General features: G+C 68.7%; 15 protein-coding genes and 2 tRNA genes. 10 read left to right on the top strand and 7 right to left on the bottom strand.

From position 1 onward, the window contains the following. Positions 1 to 7: 7 nt before the first annotated feature. Together G6N48_RS19455 and G6N48_RS19450 are read right to left on the bottom strand one after the other, a co-directional pair. The gene (locus tag G6N48_RS19455; RefSeq protein ID WP_085270417.1) at positions 8 to 1,270 is read right to left on the bottom strand and encodes a cytochrome P450; all 1,263 of its coding nucleotides are present in this window, start codon (positions 1,268 to 1,270) and stop codon (positions 8 to 10) included. Between the two features lie 356 nt (positions 1,271 to 1,626). Beyond that, positions 1,627 to 1,709 (bottom strand) — tRNA-Leu (locus G6N48_RS19450). A 253-nt stretch (positions 1,710 to 1,962) separates the two neighbouring features. Between G6N48_RS19450 and G6N48_RS19445 the strand changes: the two genes are divergently transcribed. The 7 genes from G6N48_RS19445 (at position 1,963) to pknB (ending at position 11,854) form a co-directional block, all read left to right on the top strand. Next, on the top strand, positions 1,963 to 3,687 hold the full coding sequence (locus tag G6N48_RS19445; RefSeq protein WP_085270416.1) for an FhaA domain-containing protein: 1,725 nt from the start codon (positions 1,963 to 1,965) through the stop codon (positions 3,685 to 3,687). Positions 3,688 to 3,813: 126 nt separating this feature from the next. Beyond that, positions 3,814 to 4,281: an FHA domain-containing protein FhaB/FipA gene (locus G6N48_RS19440; RefSeq protein ID WP_085270540.1), complete on the top strand. Its 468-nt coding sequence runs from the start codon at positions 3,814 to 3,816 to the stop codon at positions 4,279 to 4,281. Then, complete coding sequence (locus tag G6N48_RS19435) at positions 4,278 to 5,786, top strand: PP2C family protein-serine/threonine phosphatase (protein ID WP_085270415.1); 1,509 nt, start codon at positions 4,278 to 4,280, stop codon at positions 5,784 to 5,786. The genes G6N48_RS19440 and G6N48_RS19435 overlap by 4 nt, the downstream gene beginning before the upstream one ends. After that, entirely contained in the window at positions 5,783 to 7,192 is a 1,410-nt protein-coding gene (locus G6N48_RS19430) for an FtsW/RodA/SpoVE family cell cycle protein (protein WP_085270414.1), read from the top strand. The genes G6N48_RS19435 and G6N48_RS19430 overlap by 4 nt, the downstream gene beginning before the upstream one ends. After that, a complete protein-coding gene (gene pbpA / locus G6N48_RS19425) occupies positions 7,189 to 8,664 on the top strand; it encodes a D,D-transpeptidase PbpA (RefSeq protein ID WP_085270413.1) in 1,476 nt (491 codons plus the stop codon). Before G6N48_RS19430 ends, pbpA begins: the two co-directional genes overlap by 4 nt. Beyond that, a complete protein-coding gene (locus G6N48_RS19420) occupies positions 8,661 to 9,974 on the top strand; it encodes a serine/threonine-protein kinase (RefSeq protein WP_085270412.1) in 1,314 nt (437 codons plus the stop codon). The genes pbpA and G6N48_RS19420 overlap by 4 nt, the downstream gene beginning before the upstream one ends. Continuing rightward, positions 9,974 to 11,854: a Stk1 family PASTA domain-containing Ser/Thr kinase gene (pknB, locus tag G6N48_RS19415; protein ID WP_085270539.1), complete on the top strand. Its 1,881-nt coding sequence runs from the start codon at positions 9,974 to 9,976 to the stop codon at positions 11,852 to 11,854. The genes G6N48_RS19420 and pknB overlap by 1 nt, the downstream gene beginning before the upstream one ends. Here pknB and G6N48_RS19410 read toward each other — a convergent pair. Both G6N48_RS19410 and G6N48_RS19405 read right to left on the bottom strand, forming a co-directional pair. Then, positions 11,832 to 12,515, bottom strand: a complete 684-nt coding sequence (locus tag G6N48_RS19410) for an aminodeoxychorismate/anthranilate synthase component II (RefSeq protein ID WP_085270411.1) — start codon at positions 12,513 to 12,515, stop codon at positions 11,832 to 11,834. The genes pknB and G6N48_RS19410 overlap by 23 nt on opposite strands. A gap of 32 nt (positions 12,516 to 12,547) precedes the next feature. After that, positions 12,548 to 13,306: a DUF881 domain-containing protein gene (locus tag G6N48_RS19405; RefSeq protein ID WP_085270410.1), complete on the bottom strand. Its 759-nt coding sequence runs from the start codon at positions 13,304 to 13,306 to the stop codon at positions 12,548 to 12,550. A gap of 124 nt (positions 13,307 to 13,430) precedes the next feature. Here G6N48_RS19405 and crgA point away from each other — a divergent pair, with 124 nt between their 5' ends. Continuing rightward, positions 13,431 to 13,712 carry a cell division protein CrgA gene (gene crgA, locus G6N48_RS19400; protein WP_085270409.1) on the top strand — a complete coding sequence of 94 codons (282 nt, stop codon included), beginning with the start codon at positions 13,431 to 13,433 and terminating at the stop codon, positions 13,710 to 13,712. A gap of 154 nt (positions 13,713 to 13,866) precedes the next feature. Then, the gene (locus tag G6N48_RS19395) at positions 13,867 to 14,292 is read left to right on the top strand and encodes a PH domain-containing protein (protein ID WP_085270408.1); all 426 of its coding nucleotides are present in this window, start codon (positions 13,867 to 13,869) and stop codon (positions 14,290 to 14,292) included. Positions 14,293 to 14,328: 36 nt separating this feature from the next. Here the strand turns inward: G6N48_RS19395 and G6N48_RS19390 are convergent, their stop codons facing one another. Beyond that, positions 14,329 to 14,877 (bottom strand): peptidylprolyl isomerase, encoded by a 549-nt coding sequence (locus G6N48_RS19390; protein ID WP_085270407.1) that lies wholly within the window; start codon positions 14,875 to 14,877, stop codon positions 14,329 to 14,331. Positions 14,878 to 15,023: 146 nt separating this feature from the next. Between G6N48_RS19390 and cwsA the strand changes: the two genes are divergently transcribed. After that, entirely contained in the window at positions 15,024 to 15,464 is a 441-nt protein-coding gene (gene cwsA, locus G6N48_RS19385) for a cell wall synthesis protein CwsA (RefSeq protein WP_085270406.1), read from the top strand. Positions 15,465 to 15,485: 21 nt separating this feature from the next. On the opposite strand, the gene G6N48_RS19380 is transcribed toward cwsA, so the two are convergent. Both G6N48_RS19380 and G6N48_RS19375 read right to left on the bottom strand, forming a co-directional pair. Further along, positions 15,486 to 15,839 (bottom strand): VOC family protein, encoded by a 354-nt coding sequence (locus G6N48_RS19380; RefSeq protein WP_085270538.1) that lies wholly within the window; start codon positions 15,837 to 15,839, stop codon positions 15,486 to 15,488. Positions 15,840 to 15,965: 126 nt separating this feature from the next. Further along, positions 15,966 to 16,038, bottom strand: a tRNA-Ala gene (locus G6N48_RS19375). Between the last annotated feature and the right edge of the window lie 97 nt (positions 16,039 to 16,135).

The raw sequence follows: 16,135 nt of genomic DNA, 5'->3' as shown, positions 1-16,135 counted from the left end.
CGGCCGGCTACGTCGTGACCGGGAGATCCGACATGCCGCGCAGCGCGAGGTTCGCTTTGTACTGCGGCTCGCCGTCCAACCGGGCGGCCGGGAAACGCGCCGTCACGGCCGAGAGCGCCATTCCGGCCACCAGCCGCGCCAGCGGCGCACCCAGGCAGTAGTGAATGCCGCGGCTGAATCCCAAGTGCCGCAACGCCTTTCGATCGGGCTCGAAAGTGTCGGGCCGGTCGAACTCGGCCGGGTCGCGCTGAGCCGCCGCCAGCAGCAGCATCATCGCGTCGCCCGCGGGTATCTCGACGCCCCCGATCGTCATGTCGGCGGCGGCGGTTCGGCCGACCACCTGCACGGGCGGGTCGTAGCGCATGGTCTCCTCGACGATCGCCGCCGCCCGGCCGGGGTCGGCGCTCAAAACCTTCCAGTGGACCGGTTCGCGCAGCATCACCAAGATAGCGTTCGCGATGAGGTTGACCGTGGTCTCGTGACCCGCGATGAGCAGCATCATGCAGGTGGCGATGATCTCGTCCTCGGTCAGCTGGTCGCCGGACTCCTCCACCGCTATCAGGCCGGAGATGAAGTCCTCCCGGGCCTGAGACCGGCGTTCCTCGATCAGGTCGTGGAAGTATTCGCGGCTCCACCGGCTGGCCCGCAAGAAGGAGGCCAGCCTGCGCAGCGACGGCTGCTCCTCGAATCCGCTGGGCAGCGAGCCGGTGAACACGACGAAGGGGTCCATCGACTGGGCCAGTTGAGCCGTCGCGTCGCTGAACTGCGGCTCGTCCTCGATCGGTACGCCCAGCAGCCGGCAGATCACCGACACCTGCAGCGGGTAGGAGAAGTCCTCGACGGCGTTGAACCGGCCCTTTTCGGCGATCCGGTCGAGCAGGCCGTCGACCAGCGCGCCGATTTCGGCCTGCAATCCGCTCACCACCTTCGGCGCGAAGGCCTTGCCGACCAGCTGGCGCAGCCGGGTGTGGTCGGGCGGGTCCATGAACAGAAACCCCGGCGGCCGAAACGAGTCCGGGTTGCGCACGCCCTTCAGCAGGCGCTGGCCCATTGTCGACTTGGTTCGGTCGCTGCTCGACGCGGGATGACGCAGGACCTCGTCGCAATCACGGTATGTGGAGAAGACCGCGACATTCATGTCGGGCAGCAACAGCGGCGGTCGGTCGCGAAACTGCGCAAGAAGGGGGTAGGGGTCGGCCCGGTTGGCCGGGTCCATCAGCCGGGTCAGCAGCTCGTGGGGTTCGGCCTGCCCGGTGGACGCGGTCGCCATCCAGACATTGTGTGCGCGGCGCGACAGGAGGCCAAACTGTTACTCCGCGGCGACCTGCCCGACGAATTGCCGCAACCCCGCGTTCGAAGTCCGCGTCGGTTCCACGACGCTGGGCGGTCGGCTCTGCGAGCCTGGGTGGCCGGCCGACCGGGCGCACGCCACGCTGGACGTCCGTGGCAAGCACTCGGTGGTCTCGTCTGTCGGTATTGTGCCGCCTTGGCCGACAAGGGATTTCGCGTGACAGGTTCCTGTCCCAGCGCGCCGATCGGGCATGGGAATGGCCACCAAACCACGGAGGCCACGGCCTCTTGCGAGTCCGTGACCTCAATGCCTGCGGTTCGTGGAACCGCTCGACGTGGGCGAAGGGGGACTTGAACCCCCACGTCCCGAAGGACACTGGCACCTGAAGCCAGCGCGTCTGCCATTCCGCCACTCGCCCGGGAAAACGACCGATGGACCATATCACTCTAATAGCCGCATCCCCCAACGGGCCCGTGGGCGGCATAAGCGCCCGCCGCCGCACACCAGCGCGCCCGACCGATGCTGATCTGCGCGGACACGAAGTGCTCACCGCTCACGGGCTGCCACGGATTCGTGGTCTGCCGATACCATGCTGGGGTGACACAAAACGTGGGGGAGTTGTTTGCCGGGAGTCGCCGAGATGCCGGGGCACGTGCGGGCGACGGCTGAACATGAGTAGCCATCGGGGGCTGGCGGCGAGGATCGAACGCCGGCTCGAGGCGACCGTCGACAACGCGTTCGCCCGGGTTTTCGGCGGATCGATCGTTCCGCAAGAGGTAGAGGCGCTCCTGCGCCGCGAAGCCGACGACGGTGTGCACGCGCTGCACGGAAATCGCCTTTTGGCCCCCAACGAATACATCATTACCCTCGGTAGGCACGACTTCGAGAAGGTGGGGGCCGACCCGGATCTCACCTCGAGCGCATTCGCCAGGTACTTGGCCGACTACATCCATGAACAGGGGTGGCAAACGTATGGTGAGGTGGTCGTCCGGTTCGAGCAGTCGACGGACCTGCATACCGGCCAGTACCGCGCCCGCGGTGCTGTCAACCCCGATGTCCAGCCCCGCCCGACGGTCGACGATCGCGTCCGGCCACAATCAAATAATGCGTTCGGCGCAGAACGAGGAGTAGCACCAATGACTGACAATTCGAGCTACAGCGGGGCTCAGGGGCCGGGCCGCCCCGGTGACGAGTACTACGACGAGCGCTACGCGCGTCCGCAAGAGGAGCAGCGAGGCGGACCCGAGCAGCAGGGCGGACCCGGTACCCGTGGCGGCTATCCCGCCGAACACGGGGGCTATCCCGCCGAACAGGCTGGCTACCCACCGCAGCAGGGTTACCCGCCGCCCAGGCACCCCGACCAGGGCGGCTACCCGGAGCAGGGTGGCTACCCGGAGCAGGGTGGCTACCCGGAGCAGGGTGGCTACCCCGACCAGCGCGGCGGATACCCTCAGGACCAACGCGGCTACCCCGACCAGCGCGGTTACCCGGAAGCGGGCGGATATCCGGATCAACGCGGCTACCCCGAACAGGGACAGGGCGCCTATCCGCCGTCGTACGACCAGCGGCCCGCGGCCCCGGCCGGCTACAGCGGACAGGGCTACGACCAGGGGTACCGCCAAGGCGGCGGCTACAGCCCTCCCAGCGGCCCTCCCAGCGGCCCTCCCGGCGGCCCCCCGGCTGGCGTTCCCGGCGGCCAGCCCGGCGGACAGCAGGGTTATGGCGGATACGAGGGCGGCTACGGCGAGTACGGACGCGCCCCCGGCCGCCCCGAGGAGGCGGGCTACGCACCGCCGGAGCAACGGCCCGCATACCCCGAGCAGGGCGGCTACGAGCAGGGCTACCAGCAGGGCGGCGGATACGGCCGGCAGGACTACGGGCAGGGCGAGTACACCCAGTACGCCGAAAGCGTCCCCGGCGGCGGATATCCCGGCCAGGGCGCCGGCTACGCGGAGCCCGGCGGGCGTGACTACGACTACGGCCAGCAGCCCGAATACGGTCAGCCCGCCGACTACGGCCAGCAACCCGAATACGGTCAGCCCGCCGATTACGGTCAGCCGGCGGGCGGCGGCTACGGCGGCTACGGCCCGGGCGGCTACGGCGGCGCCGGGACGTCCGTGACGCTGCAGCTCGACGACGGCAGCGGCCGCACCTACCAGCTGCGCGACGGCTCGAACATCATCGGCCGCGGTCAGGACGCCCAGTTCCGGCTGCCGGACACCGGGGTGTCCCGGCGTCACCTGGAGATCCGCTGGGACGGGCAGGTCGCGCTGCTCTCCGACCTCAACTCGACCAACGGCACCACGGTCAACAACGCGCCGGTGCAGGAATGGCAGCTGGCCGACGGTGACGTGATCCGCCTCGGGCACTCGGAGATCATCGTCCGCATCCACTAAACCCACTGGGCTCAACGCTGCCCGGCTTCGCCCCGTGTCGACGGCCGTCCAAGTATCGTGACGTTGCCGATGTGCTCGATTCCACGGGTGATCGGGGCACGCCGTCAGGACGGAAAGGACCGCCGGATGCAGGGACTGGTACTGCAGCTGACGCGTGCCGGGTTTTTGATGCTGCTCTGGGTATTCATCTGGTCCGTGCTGCGGATCCTGCGGACCGACATCTACGCGCCCACCGGCGCCGTGATGGTGCGCCGCGGCCTGACGCTGCGCAGCACGCTGCTGCCGTCGCGTGACCGCCGGCATGCCGCCCGCTACCTGGTCGTGACCGAGGGGTCCCTGGCCGGCGCACGGATCACGCTCAGCGGTCAGCCCGTGCTGATCGGGCGCGCCGACGACTCGACCCTGGTGCTCACCGACGACTACGCCTCGACGCGGCACGCCCGGCTGTCCCAGCGCGGTTCGGAATGGTACGTCGAGGATCTAGGATCGACGAACGGTACATACCTCGACAGGGCGAAGGTGACGACGGCGGTACGAGTTCCGATGGGAACCCCGATTCGCATCGGCAAAACAGCGATCGAGTTGCGCCCGTGACCCTGGTTCTTCGATATGCCGCCCGCAGTGATCGTGGCCTGGTGCGCGCCAACAACGAAGACTCCGTGTACGCCGGCGCCCGGCTGCTCGCCCTGGCCGACGGCATGGGCGGCCACGCCGCCGGCGAGGTGGCTTCCCAGCTGGTGATCGCCGCCCTGGCGCACCTCGACGACGACGAACCCGGCGGTGACCTGCTCGCCAAGCTCGACGCCGCCGTGCGTTCCGGCAACTCGGCCATCGCCGCGCAGGTCGAGGCGGAGCCCGAGCTCGAGGGCATGGGCACCACGCTCACGGCGATCCTGTTCGCGGGCGACCGGATCGGCTTGGTGCACATCGGCGATTCGCGCGGCTACCTGCTGCGCGACGGCGAACTGACGCAGATCACCAAGGACGACACGTTCGTCCAGACCCTGGTCGACGAGGGGCGCATCACCCGGGAGGAGGCGCACAGCCACCCGCAGCGGTCGCTGATCATGCGCGCGCTGACCGGGCACGAGGTGGAGCCCACCCTGACCATGCGGGAAGCCCGCGCCGGTGACCGCTACCTGCTGTGCTCGGATGGATTGTCCGACCCGGTCAGTGACGAGACCATCCTCGAGGCGCTGCAGATCCCCGACGTGGCCGAGGCCGCCTACAGGTTGATCGAGCTTGCCTTGCGCGGCGGCGGCCCCGACAACGTGACCGTGGTGGTCGCCGACGTCGTCGACTACGACTACGGCCAGACCCAGCCGATCCTCGCCGGCGCCGTCTCGGGCGACGACGACCAGCTGACCACCCTGCCCAACACGTCCGCGGGCCGCGCCTCGGCCATCCGGCCGCGCGACGAGACCGCCAAACGCGTTGCGCCGCAAGAGCAGGTTCCCAATCGGCCGCGTTGGTCCCGGCAGCGCATGGCCATCGTCGCCACGCTGGCGCTGCTGTTGGTGTTCGGCGGGCTGGCGGTCGCCTACTGGGTGATCCAGCGCAACTACTACCTCGCCGAGTACGACGGCAAGGTGTCGATCGTGCGCGGCATCCAGGGTTCGTTGCTCGGTGTGCCGTTGCAGCAGCCCTACCTGGTGGGCTGCCTCAGCTCCACCAACGACCTCTCCCTGATCAGTTACGGCCAGCCCGGCGCCGCCCATCCCACCTGCACGCTCATGACGTTGCAAGATCTGCGGCGTCCCGGCCAGGTCCAGATCCAAACCGGCCTGCCCGGGGGCAGCCTGGATCAGGCCGAGGCCCAGTTGCACAAGCTGCTGGCGGAGTATCTGTTGCCGACGTGCCCACCGCGGGCCACCTCGCCGCCCGGTGCCCCGCCCGTTTCGGCGCTTCCCGGCTACGGACCCTCCCCCTCGGCTTCCCCTACCGTCATCGCGCCCGGCGGCGCAGCACCGTCAGCCGCCCCCGCCGTCACACCGCCGGCCGCCCCCGGGCCCACCCTGCCGACCACCTCGTCGCAGACCGTGACCGCCCTTCCGCCACCTCCTCCTCAACCGGGCATCGATTGCCGGGCGGTGGCATGACCACACAGTTGCAGCCGCCGGTCGCGGTCACCCCTCCGCTGCCAACCCGGCGCAACGCCGAACTGCTGCTCCTGTGCTTCGCGGCCGTCATCACCGTCGCGGCGTTGCTCATCGTCGAAGCCAATCAGGAGCGCACCCTGCGGTGGAACGTCACCAGCTATGGGCTGGCGTTCCTGCTCCTGTTCGGCTCCGCGCACCTGGCAATCAGGCGGTTCGCGCCGTACACGGATCCGCTGCTGCTGCCAATCGTGGCGCTGCTCAACGGGCTTGGCCTGGTCATGATCCACCGGCTCGATCTCGTCAACAACCAGCTGAGCGGCCGGCACCACCCCAGCGCCACCCAGCAGATGTTGTGGACCGTGATCGGGGTGGCGACGTTTGCGCTCGTCGTCACCTTTCTCAAGGACCACCGACAAATCGCGCGATACGGTTACATCTGCGGTGTCGCCGGGCTGATCTTTCTGGTGATCCCCGCGCTGCTGCCGGCGTCGCTGTCCGAGCAGAACGGCGCCAAGATCTGGATTCGCCTGCCGGGCTTCTCGATTCAGCCCGCCGAGTTCTCCAAGATCCTGCTGCTGATCTTCTTCTCGGCGGTGCTGATCGCCAAGCGCCGCCTGTTCAACAGCGTCGGCAAGCATTTCATGGGCATGACCCTGCCCCGGCCCCGAGATCTGGCGCCGCTGCTGGCGGCCTGGGTGATCGCGGTCGGCGTGATGGCGTTCGAGAAGGACCTCGGCACCTCGCTGCTGCTCTACGCGTCGTTCCTGGTGGTCGTCTACCTGGCTACCCAGCGATTCACCTGGGTCCTCATCGGATTGGCACTGTTCGCGCTGGGAAGCGTTGCGGCGTATTTCATTTTCGACCACGTGCGGGTGCGGGTGCAGACGTGGTGGGATCCTTTCGCCGATCCCGACGGCACCGGCTACCAGATCGTGCAGTCGATGTTCAGCTTCGCCACCGGCGGTATCTTCGGCACCGGGCTCGGCAACGGGCAACCCGACACCGTTCCGGCCGCTTCGACCGACTTCATCATCGCCGCCTTCGGTGAAGAGCTCGGCCTGGTGGGGCTGTCCAGCATCCTCATGCTGTACACCATCGTCATCGTCCGCGGCCTGCGCACCGCGATCGCGACCCGCGACAGCTTCGGCAAGTTGCTGGCCGCCGGGCTGGCTTCCACGCTGGCAATCCAGCTGTTCATCGTCGTCGGCGGCGTCACCCGGCTCATTCCCCTGACCGGGCTGACCACGCCGTGGATGTCCTATGGCGGGTCGTCGCTGCTGGCGAACTACGTGCTGCTGGCCATCCTGGCGCGGATCTCGCACGGTGCCCGACGGCCGTTGCGCACCCGGGCGCGCAACAAGTCGTCGGTCGCGGCGGCCAGCACCGAGGTTATCGAGCGGGTATGAATGCCTCTCTCCGCCGGATCTCGGTGACCGTGATGGCGTTGATCGTGCTGCTGCTGCTCAACGCCACGATGACGCAGGTGTTCGCGGCCGACGCGCTGCGAACCGATCCGCGCAACCAGCGCGTCCTGCTCGACGAGTACTCGCGTCAACGCGGTCAGATCGTCGCGGGCGGGCAGCTGCTGGCCTACTCGGTGGCCACCGACAACCGGTTTCGGTTCCTGCGGGTCTACCCGAATCCGTTCGTCTACGCGCCGCTCACCGGCTTCTACTCGCTGCGCTATTCGAGCTCCGGGCTGGAACGCGCCGAGGACCCGCTGTTGAACGGCTCGGACGAACGACTGTTCGGGCGCCGGCTGGCCGACTTCTTCACCGGCCGCGACCCTCGCGGCGGCAATGTCGACACCACGGTCAGGCCACGCGTCCAGCAGGCCGGCTGGGACGCAATGCAGCAGGGTTGCGGCGGTCCGTGCAAGGGCGCCGTGGTCGCCCTCGAGCCTTCCACCGGCAAGATCCTGGCGATGGTCTCGTCACCGTCCTATGACCCGAACCTGCTGGCGTCGCACGATCCCGAAGTGCAGGCGCAGGCGTGGCAGCGGCTGCGTGACGACCCCGAGAACCCGCTGACCAATCGCGCCATCGCGGAGACCTACCCGCCCGGCTCGACGTTCAAGGTGATCACCACCGCGGCCGCGTTGCAGGCCGGCGCCAGCGACTCCGAGCAGCTGACCGCGGCGGCGTCGATTCCGTTGCCCGACAGCACCGCCAGCCTGCAGAACTACGGCGGCGCGCCCTGCGGCAGCGACCCGACGGTGTCTCTGCGCGAGGCGTTCGCCCTGTCCTGCAACACCGCGTTCGTGCAGCTCGGCCTCCTGACGGGAGCCGAGGCGCTGCGCAGCATGGCGCACTCGTTCGGCCTGGACAGCACACCCGGCGTCATCCCGCTGCAGGTCGCGGAATCCACCGTCGGCATCATCCCGGACGCCGCCGCGCTGGGCATGTCGGCCATCGGTCAGAAGGACGTGGCGCTGACGCCGCTGGAGAACGCCGAGATCGCCGCGACCATCGCCAACGGCGGGGTGACCATGCAGCCCTACCTGATCGACAGCCTCAAGGGGCCGGACCTGGCGAACATCAGCACGACCGCCCCCTACCAGCAGCGCCGCGCGGTGTCACCGCAGGTCGCCGCTAAGCTGACAGAGCTGATGGTCGGCGCCGAGAAGGTCGCGCAGCAGAAAGGGGCCATTCCCGGCGTGCAGATCGCATCCAAAACTGGTACCGCAGAACATGGCACCGATCCGCGCAACACCCCGCCGCACGCGTGGTACATCGCCTTTGCGCCCGCGCAGACGCCGAAGGTTGCCGTGGCGGTGCTGGTGGAAAATGGCGGCGACCGCCTGTCCGCGACCGGAGGCGCGCTCGCGGCGCCGATCGGACGGGCCGTGATCCAGGCCGCGCTACAGGGGGGACCATGAGCCCGCGAGTTGGGGTGACGCTGTCGGGCAGGTATCGCCTGCAGCGCCTCATCGCCACCGGCGGAATGGGGCAGGTTTGGGAGGCGGTCGACAGCCGCCTCGGTAGGCGCGTCGCCGTGAAGGTGCTCAAGCAGGAGTTCTCCCAGGACCCCGAGTTCATCGAACGGTTCCGCGCCGAGGCGCGGACCACCGCGATGCTCAACCATCCGGGCATCGCGGCCGTGCACGACTACGGCGAGAGCCAGCTCGATGGCGAGGGTCGCACCGCGTACCTGGTGATGGAGCTGGTCAACGGCGAGCCGCTGAACTCGGTGCTCAAGCGCACCGGGCGGTTGTCGCTGCGGCACGCGCTCGACATGCTCGAACAGACCGGGCGGGCCCTGCAGGTCGCGCACTCCGCGGGCCTGGTGCACCGCGACGTCAAGCCGGGGAACATCCTGATCACCCCGACCGGCCAGGTGAAGATCACCGACTTCGGCATCGCCAAGGCGGTCGACGCGGCACCGGTGACGCAGACCGGGATGGTGATGGGCACCGCCCAGTACATCGCGCCCGAGCAGGCCCTGGGGCACGAGGCCACCCCGGCCAGCGACGTCTATTCGCTGGGAGTCGTTGGCTACGAGGTGGTTTCGGGCAAGCGGCCCTTCACCGGCGACGGCGCGCTGACGGTGGCCATGAAGCACATCAAGGAGCCGCCGCCGCCGCTGCCCGCCGAGTTGCCGCCGAATGTGCGCGAACTCATCGAGATCACCCTGGTCAAGAACCCCACGATGCGCTACCGCAGCGGTGGACCGTTCGCGGACGCCGTCGCCGCGGTGCGCGCCGGTCGCCGCCCGCCCCGGCCCAGCCAGTCGCCGCCGCCCGGGCGCGCTTCGCCGGCGTCCATCCCGTCGAGCACGACCACCCGGGCCGCCGTCACGTCGACCCCCCGCAGCGCCCCGAATCGCAGGGCCACCGGCGGTCACCGTCCGCCGCCGGCGCGGCGCACGTTCTCCTCCGGGCAGCGGGCGCTGCTGTGGGCGGCGGGCGTCTTGGGCGCGCTGGCGATCATCATCGCGGTGCTCATCGTCATCAACTCCCGCGGGGACCAGCAACAGCAGCCCCCCACGGTCACCGACACCGGGAACCCGCCGGCGTCGGCGCCGCCCCCGCCCGGCAAAACTCCCAGCGGCTCGGCTCCGCGTCTGCGGCTTGATTGGACGAATGCCGGGGCGATAAGCAATTCTGGACTTTCACGCGGGCCGGACGGGCCGAGGTGGGTGTCCCCACCGAAACCCGGCGCCATGCCGGCCCTACCTAAGACACCATGATGACGACCCCCCAGCACCTGTCCGACCGCTACGAACTGGGCGAAATACTCGGTTTCGGCGGCATGTCCGAGGTCCACCTGGCCCGCGACGTCCGGTTGCACCGCGACGTCGCGGTCAAAGTTCTGCGCGCGGATTTAGCGCGCGACCCGAGCTTCTACCTACGGTTTCGCCGCGAGGCCCAAAACGCCGCCGCCCTGAACCACCCGTCGATCGTCGCGGTCTACGACACCGGCGAGGCCGAGACGCCGTCGGGCCCGCTGCCCTACATCGTCATGGAGTACGTCGACGGGGTCACGCTGCGCGACATCGTCCACTCCGACGGCCCCCTGCCGCCCCGGCGGGCCATCGAGGTCATCGCGGATGCCTGCCAGGCGCTGAACTTCAGCCACCAGAACGGGATCATCCACCGCGACGTCAAGCCGGCCAACATCATGATCAGCACCACCAATGCGGTCAAGGTGATGGACTTCGGCATCGCCCGCGCCATCGCCGACAGCGGCAACAGCGTCACCCAGACCGCGGCCGTGATCGGGACGGCCCAGTACCTGTCGCCCGAGCAGGCCCGCGGCGCCAGCGTGGACGCGCGGTCGGACGTCTACTCGCTGGGCTGCGTGCTGTACGAAATGCTCACGGGGGAGCCCCCCTTCACCGGCGATTCGCCGGTCTCGGTGGCCTATCAGCACGTCCGGGAGGACCCGGTTCCTCCGTCGCAGCGCCACGAGGGCATCTCCGCCGACCTCGACGCCGTGGTGCTCAAGGCACTGGCCAAGAATCCGGACAACCGCTATCAGACCGCCGCCGAGATGCGTGCCGACCTGGTCCGGGTGTACAACGGCGAGGCGCCGGAGGCGCCCAAGGTCCTGACCGACGCCGACCGGTCGTCGCTGATGTCGTCGGGGGGAGGTGGGCTCGGGGGTCCGCGCACCGACCCGCAGCCCCGCCACCTCGTCGACGACACCGACGGCGACCGCACCGTCGGGTCGGTCGGCCGGTGGATCGTCGCGGTGGCCGCGCTGGCGATCCTGACGATCGTGGTCGTCATCGCCTTCAACACATTCGGCGGCACCACCCGCGACGTTCAGGTCCCCGACATGCGCGGCCAGGTGTCCGCCGACGCGATCGCCACGCTGCAGAATCGCGGCTTCAAGACCCGCACGCTGCAGAAGCCCGACTCGGCGATCCCCCCCGACCACGTCATCAGCACCGACCCGGGAGCCAACGCCTCGGTGAGCGCGGGCGACGAGATCACCATCAACGTCTCCACCGGGCCCGAACAGCGTGAGGTGCCCGACGTGTCGTCGCTCAGTTACAGCGACGCGGTCACCAAGCTCAAAGCGGCCGGATTCAGCAAGTTCAAGCAGGCGAACTCGCCGTCCACGCCGGACCTGTTGGGCAAGGTGATCGGGACCAACCCGCCGGCGAACCAGACGTCGGCGATCACCAACGTCGTCACCGTCATCGTGGGCTCGGGCCCGGAGACCAAGCAGATTCCGGACGTCGCAGGCCAGACGGTCGACCTGGCACAGAAGAACCTGACCGTCTACGGATTCACCAAGTTCAGCCAGGCGGCGGTCGACAGCCCGCGCCCGGCCGGCGAGGTGATCGGCACCAATCCACCCAAGGACACGGTGGTGCCGGTGGACTCGGTCATCGAGTTACAGGTATCCAAGGGCAATCAGTTCATCATGCCCGATTTGACCGGGATGTTCTGGACCGACGCCGAACCGCGGTTGCGGGCGCTGGGCTGGACCGGGGTGCTGGACAAAGGTCCCGACGTCGACGCGGGCGGTGCCCAGTCTCACCGGGTGGTGTACCAGAACCCGCCCGCCGGGACCGGTTGCAACAAGGACGGCATCATCACGCTGAAGTTCGGTCAGTAGCCGCCGGGTCGGTCAGGTACGGCCGCACGGCCGCACGAACCTCGTTCTCGAGCCGGCGGACCAACGTGTCGTCACGCGCCCAGCCGCACTCGGCCAGCCAATTCGCCAGCATCCGGTGCCCGCCCTCGGTCAAAATCGACTCCGGGTGAAACTGCACTCCATGGATCGGCAGCCCGGTATGCCGCACCGCCATGATCACGCCGCTGCGGGTGCGCGCGGTGACCTCGAGCTCCGGCGGCAACGACTCGGGCAGGATGGTCAGCGAATGGTACCGGGTTGCGGTGAAGGGGTCCGGAAGTCCTTGCAGCACACCGGTATTGATGTGGAACACGCTGCTCGTCTTGCCGTGCAGCAGCTCGGGCGCGCGGTCCACCGTGGCGCCGAACGCGACACCGATGGCCTGGTGCCCGAGGCAGACGCCCAGCAGCGGGGTGCGGTGGGCGGCACACGCGAGCACCAGGCCGATCGACGCACCGGCTCGCTCGGGGGTGCCCGGGCCGGGACTGAGCAGCACACCTGCGAATTCCGCGACGACGGCGGCCTGGTCATTCAGCCGCGCGTCGTCGTTGCGCCACACCTCGGCCTCGACGCCGAGCTGGCCGAGGTACTGCACCAGGTTGAACACGAAGCTGTCGTAGTTGTCGACAACCAGGATCCGCATCGTGTCAGGTTACCGCCAGCCCGGGCCCTGGCTCACCGACCGGGTCGCGGCGGCCCCGGCGCCGGGAGGGGCTGCGCGAAATGCATCCTGTCCGGCTCGGAGTGCCCGACGACCTGCACGTCGGGCCTGACCTCTTCGTTGTAGCCGAGGCCGAACCGGACGACGTACTGCTTGTACAGCGTCACCAGGGGAGCAGCGGCCAGGGCGGCTTGCATCGCCTCGGCGTTGCCGATCGCCGTGATCGCGTAGGGCGGGCTGTAGGTGCGGCCGTTGAGCAGCAGCGTGTTGCCGACACAGCGGGGCACCGATGTGGCTATGAGGCGCTGGTCTTGCATCTGAATCGCCTCGGCGCCGGCGCTCCACATGGCATTGAGCACGGCCTGGATGTCTTGCTGGTGCACCACCAGGTCGTCCGGGGATGCGTCGCGCGGGAAACGCCCGTTGGCATCTCGCTGGGCATCCTCGAGCGTCACCACGATTCCCGGCCCGTGCAACGGCGTCATGCCCGCCTCGCCGGAGAGTTCGGCGGAGTGCTGCAGCAGCGCCGCCAAAGCCGCGTCCGGTGACCGGCCTTTGGCCGCGTCGATCATGCTGGTCAACTGATCGCGCTGCGCGTTGAGGTGATCGACCGACGACTGCGCCTCGCGGACGAGGTCCACCAGCCGCGGCGCGTCGCTGCGGCGGATCTCGGCGCCACCGGAAACCCCGTGCGTGGCCGCGAGCAGCAGGCCCGCCAGCAGGCAGACCACCGGGACGCCGAAGCGCCACGGCGAAGGGCGCGTCTGGATCATCGGCTCTCCGCTTTCCTGGTCGTCCCGCCAGGTGAGTTAGTCTCGTAGCCAAGCTATGCGTGCAACTGCGGTCTTCATCGTTGCACCCCGCCCCGCTCCGTCGTTGAGATACCTCGAGGTAATCATGCCCAAGTCCAAGGTCCGCAAGAAGAACGACTTCACCGTCGGCACCGTGAGCCGCACACCGGTGAAGGTCAAGGTCGGTCCGTCGAGTGTGTGGTTCGTTGCGCTATTCGTCGGTCTCATGCTGATCGGGCTCGTCTGGCTCATGGTCTTCCAGTTGGCTGCGGTCGGCAGCCAGGCCCCGACGGCCCTCAACTGGATGGCGCAATTGGGCCCGTGGAACTACGCGATCGCGTTCGCTTTCATGATCACCGGATTGTTGCTGACAATGCGGTGGCACTGACCAGATTCTGCGGGTATTGAATTTATTTTGGGGCATTCCCGGCGCCGGCTCAGCAACTTTTCCGGGCCACAATCACACGCGTGTGATTTATCCCCACTGTTGATAGCGCTTGTGGATAACCGCATAGGCCGTGGTGGGAGGGGCTAAGCAACGCATGCAGCAAACTCGATGGCAGCCGCCTACGGTAGGAATCGCTGGTTGCGCCGTCGCAGGCGTAATCATGGCTATCGCCGCTGTGACTGTAGTCACAGATGCCCCGGGCCGCACCATGGGCGGGGTTGCCGCGGCGGGTCTGATCTTGTTTGCCGGCATGTCGTGGCGCGCACGGCCGAAGCTGGCAATCACCCCCGCGGGGCTGGCGCTGCGCGGCTGGTTCGGCACACGCGTATTAGACAAACCCGACATCAAGATCATCCGGATCACCGAGTTCCGCCGCTACGGGCGCAAGGTTCGCCTGCTCGAGATCGAAACCGTCGACGGCGGCCTGGTCCTGTTGTCGCGGTGGGATCTTGGCACCGACGCCCTCAACGTGCTCGACGCGCTCACCTCGGCCGGCTATGCGGGCCGCCAGAAGCGCTGAGCGGCCCGCGGCGCGCGCTCGGCCTCGGGCTCGACCTCAGGAGATGGTGATCGACTCGATGACGACCGGCTCGGTGGGACGGTCGTTGCCGTCGGTGGGCGTCGTCGAGATCGCGTCCACGACCTTCTGCGACTCGGGGTCGGTCACCTCGCCGAAGATGGTGTGCCGACGGTTCAGGTGCGGGGTCTGGCCCACCGTGATGAAGAACTGGGAGCCATTGGTGCCCGGGCCCGCGTTGGCCATCGCCAGCAGGTACGGCTTGTCGAACTGCAACTCGGGATGGAACTCGTCGGCGAACTTGTAGCCGGGGCCGCCGCGGCCGGTTCCGGTCGGGTCGCCGCCCTGGATCATGAAGCCCCGGATCACCCGGTGGAAAACCGCGCCGTCGTAGAACGGGCCGGAGGAGCCGCCGGACGCGTTCCCGGTCGAGTACTCCTTGGTGCCCTGCGCGAGGCCGACGAAGTTGGCGACGGTCTTGGGCGCGTGGTTTCCGAACAGGGCAACCTTGATGTCGCCTCGGTTGGTGTGCAGCGTGGCGGTAGCAGTCTGAAAGGGGCTGTTGGTCACGGCATGAGAGTCTGCCACTCCGCGTGGGCATGCCCGCACCCGGTGTCACCCGAGCCGACCGGTCGCCGCCACCGGATGGCGGGCTCTTCGAAGGACGCAGCCGTCGTGGACTAGCTTGACCACAGGTTCGATGGCACAGGTTCGATTGCACAAAGAGGTGGCAGATGAGCGCGAAGACAAAATCCGGCCTGAGCCCGCGGGAGCGACTGGCCCGGGGCCTGGCCCACACGGCGGCCGGGCCGGTCGACGTCACCTGGGGGTTGATCGGCCTGGGAGCCAACTCCGCGCAGTCGGCCGGGTCGCAGCTGCGGCGCCGATACCGGCAAGGCCGCCTGGCTCGCGAGGTCGCGGCCGCGCAGGAGACGGTCGCCCAGGAGCTCGCCGCCGCTCAGGAAGTGGTCTCCAATCTGCCTCAGGCGCTGCAGGACGCGCGCCGGGCCCAGCGCCGGGGTAAGCGCCCACGTCCCTGGGTCCTCGCCGGAGCGGCCCTCGTGGTCCTCGCCGCAGGCGGCGCCGCGTTCAGCGTCGTCCGGCGCTCGACCCGCCCCGACCGCCAGGAGCCGTCCCCGCGGCCGCCCAGCGTGGACGTGCAACCGCGGCCCTGACGAGGGCCGGGGACGTCCCGCTCAATCCTGATGTCCGACAACGTTGATCACGTGGCCGCCCGGCGCGCGGACGAAGAAGCGCCGTACCCCCCACGGTTCGGTCGTGAGCGGATGCATGATCTCGTAGCCTCGCTCCCGTGCCTCCGCGTAGGCGCCTTCGACGTCATCGGTGTGCACGGAGATCACCGGGTCTTCGCGGGCGGACGCGTCACGCGTGACGAGCTGGACGCTCGCCTCGTGCCTGGGGGTGCTGTAGCGCGCGACCCAGCCCATGTTGAATTCCTCGTCGCGCAGGCCGAGGTAGTCGGTATAGAACCCCTTCGCCGACTCGATGTCGGCGGTGCGCAGGTTGGCGGTGACGGGGGTGACCCGCATGGCGGTCAGCGTCCCGGCCGGCTCGGCGCCCCGCGGTAGTCGCCGAACGACCACGTGTCTGCTCGTCGGGCACTCGTCCACGCTAGCGGCGGGCACGCCCGGCCGGCGCTGGTCACCGGAAATCTGTGGAGCCTAGGGGAATCGAACCCCTGACACCCGCCTTGCAAAGGCGGTGCTCTACCAACTGAGCTAAGGCCCCTCATCGTGACTGGGTGGCTGGCCGCCTGTGTCATCCACCGCCACGTGCCAGACCTCGACTCCACGTCGCGACCGCGTCGCCGCCGCGACCACGGCGA

The sequence above is a fragment of the Mycobacterium parmense genome (assembly GCF_010730575.1).
Lineage (GTDB): Bacteria > Actinomycetota > Actinomycetes > Mycobacteriales > Mycobacteriaceae > Mycobacterium > Mycobacterium parmense.
This window is presented reverse-complemented; position numbering and strand designations above follow the sequence as displayed.

Bases quoted from the DNA above. Each gene is read 5' to 3' on its own strand.
- G6N48_RS19455 (WP_085270417.1), bottom strand. From the start codon at position 1,270: ATGGCGACCGCGTCCACCGGGCAGGCCGAACCCCACGAGCTGCTGACC.
- G6N48_RS19445 (WP_085270416.1), top strand. From the start codon at position 1,963: ATGAGTAGCCATCGGGGGCTGGCGGCGAGGATCGAACGCCGGCTCGAG.
- G6N48_RS19440 (WP_085270540.1), top strand. From the start codon at position 3,814: ATGCAGGGACTGGTACTGCAGCTGACGCGTGCCGGGTTTTTGATGCTG.
- G6N48_RS19430 (WP_085270414.1), top strand. From the start codon at position 5,783: ATGACCACACAGTTGCAGCCGCCGGTCGCGGTCACCCCTCCGCTGCCA.
- pbpA (WP_085270413.1), top strand. From the start codon at position 7,189: ATGAATGCCTCTCTCCGCCGGATCTCGGTGACCGTGATGGCGTTGATC.
- G6N48_RS19420 (WP_085270412.1), top strand. From the start codon at position 8,661: ATGAGCCCGCGAGTTGGGGTGACGCTGTCGGGCAGGTATCGCCTGCAG.
- pknB (WP_085270539.1), top strand. From the start codon at position 9,974: ATGACGACCCCCCAGCACCTGTCCGACCGCTACGAACTGGGCGAAATA.
- G6N48_RS19410 (WP_085270411.1), bottom strand. From the start codon at position 12,515: ATGCGGATCCTGGTTGTCGACAACTACGACAGCTTCGTGTTCAACCTG.
- G6N48_RS19405 (WP_085270410.1), bottom strand. From the start codon at position 13,306: ATGATCCAGACGCGCCCTTCGCCGTGGCGCTTCGGCGTCCCGGTGGTC.
- crgA (WP_085270409.1), top strand. From the start codon at position 13,431: ATGCCCAAGTCCAAGGTCCGCAAGAAGAACGACTTCACCGTCGGCACC.
- G6N48_RS19395 (WP_085270408.1), top strand. From the start codon at position 13,867: ATGCAGCAAACTCGATGGCAGCCGCCTACGGTAGGAATCGCTGGTTGC.
- cwsA (WP_085270406.1), top strand. From the start codon at position 15,024: ATGAGCGCGAAGACAAAATCCGGCCTGAGCCCGCGGGAGCGACTGGCC.
- G6N48_RS19380 (WP_085270538.1), bottom strand. From the start codon at position 15,839: ATGCGGGTCACCCCCGTCACCGCCAACCTGCGCACCGCCGACATCGAG.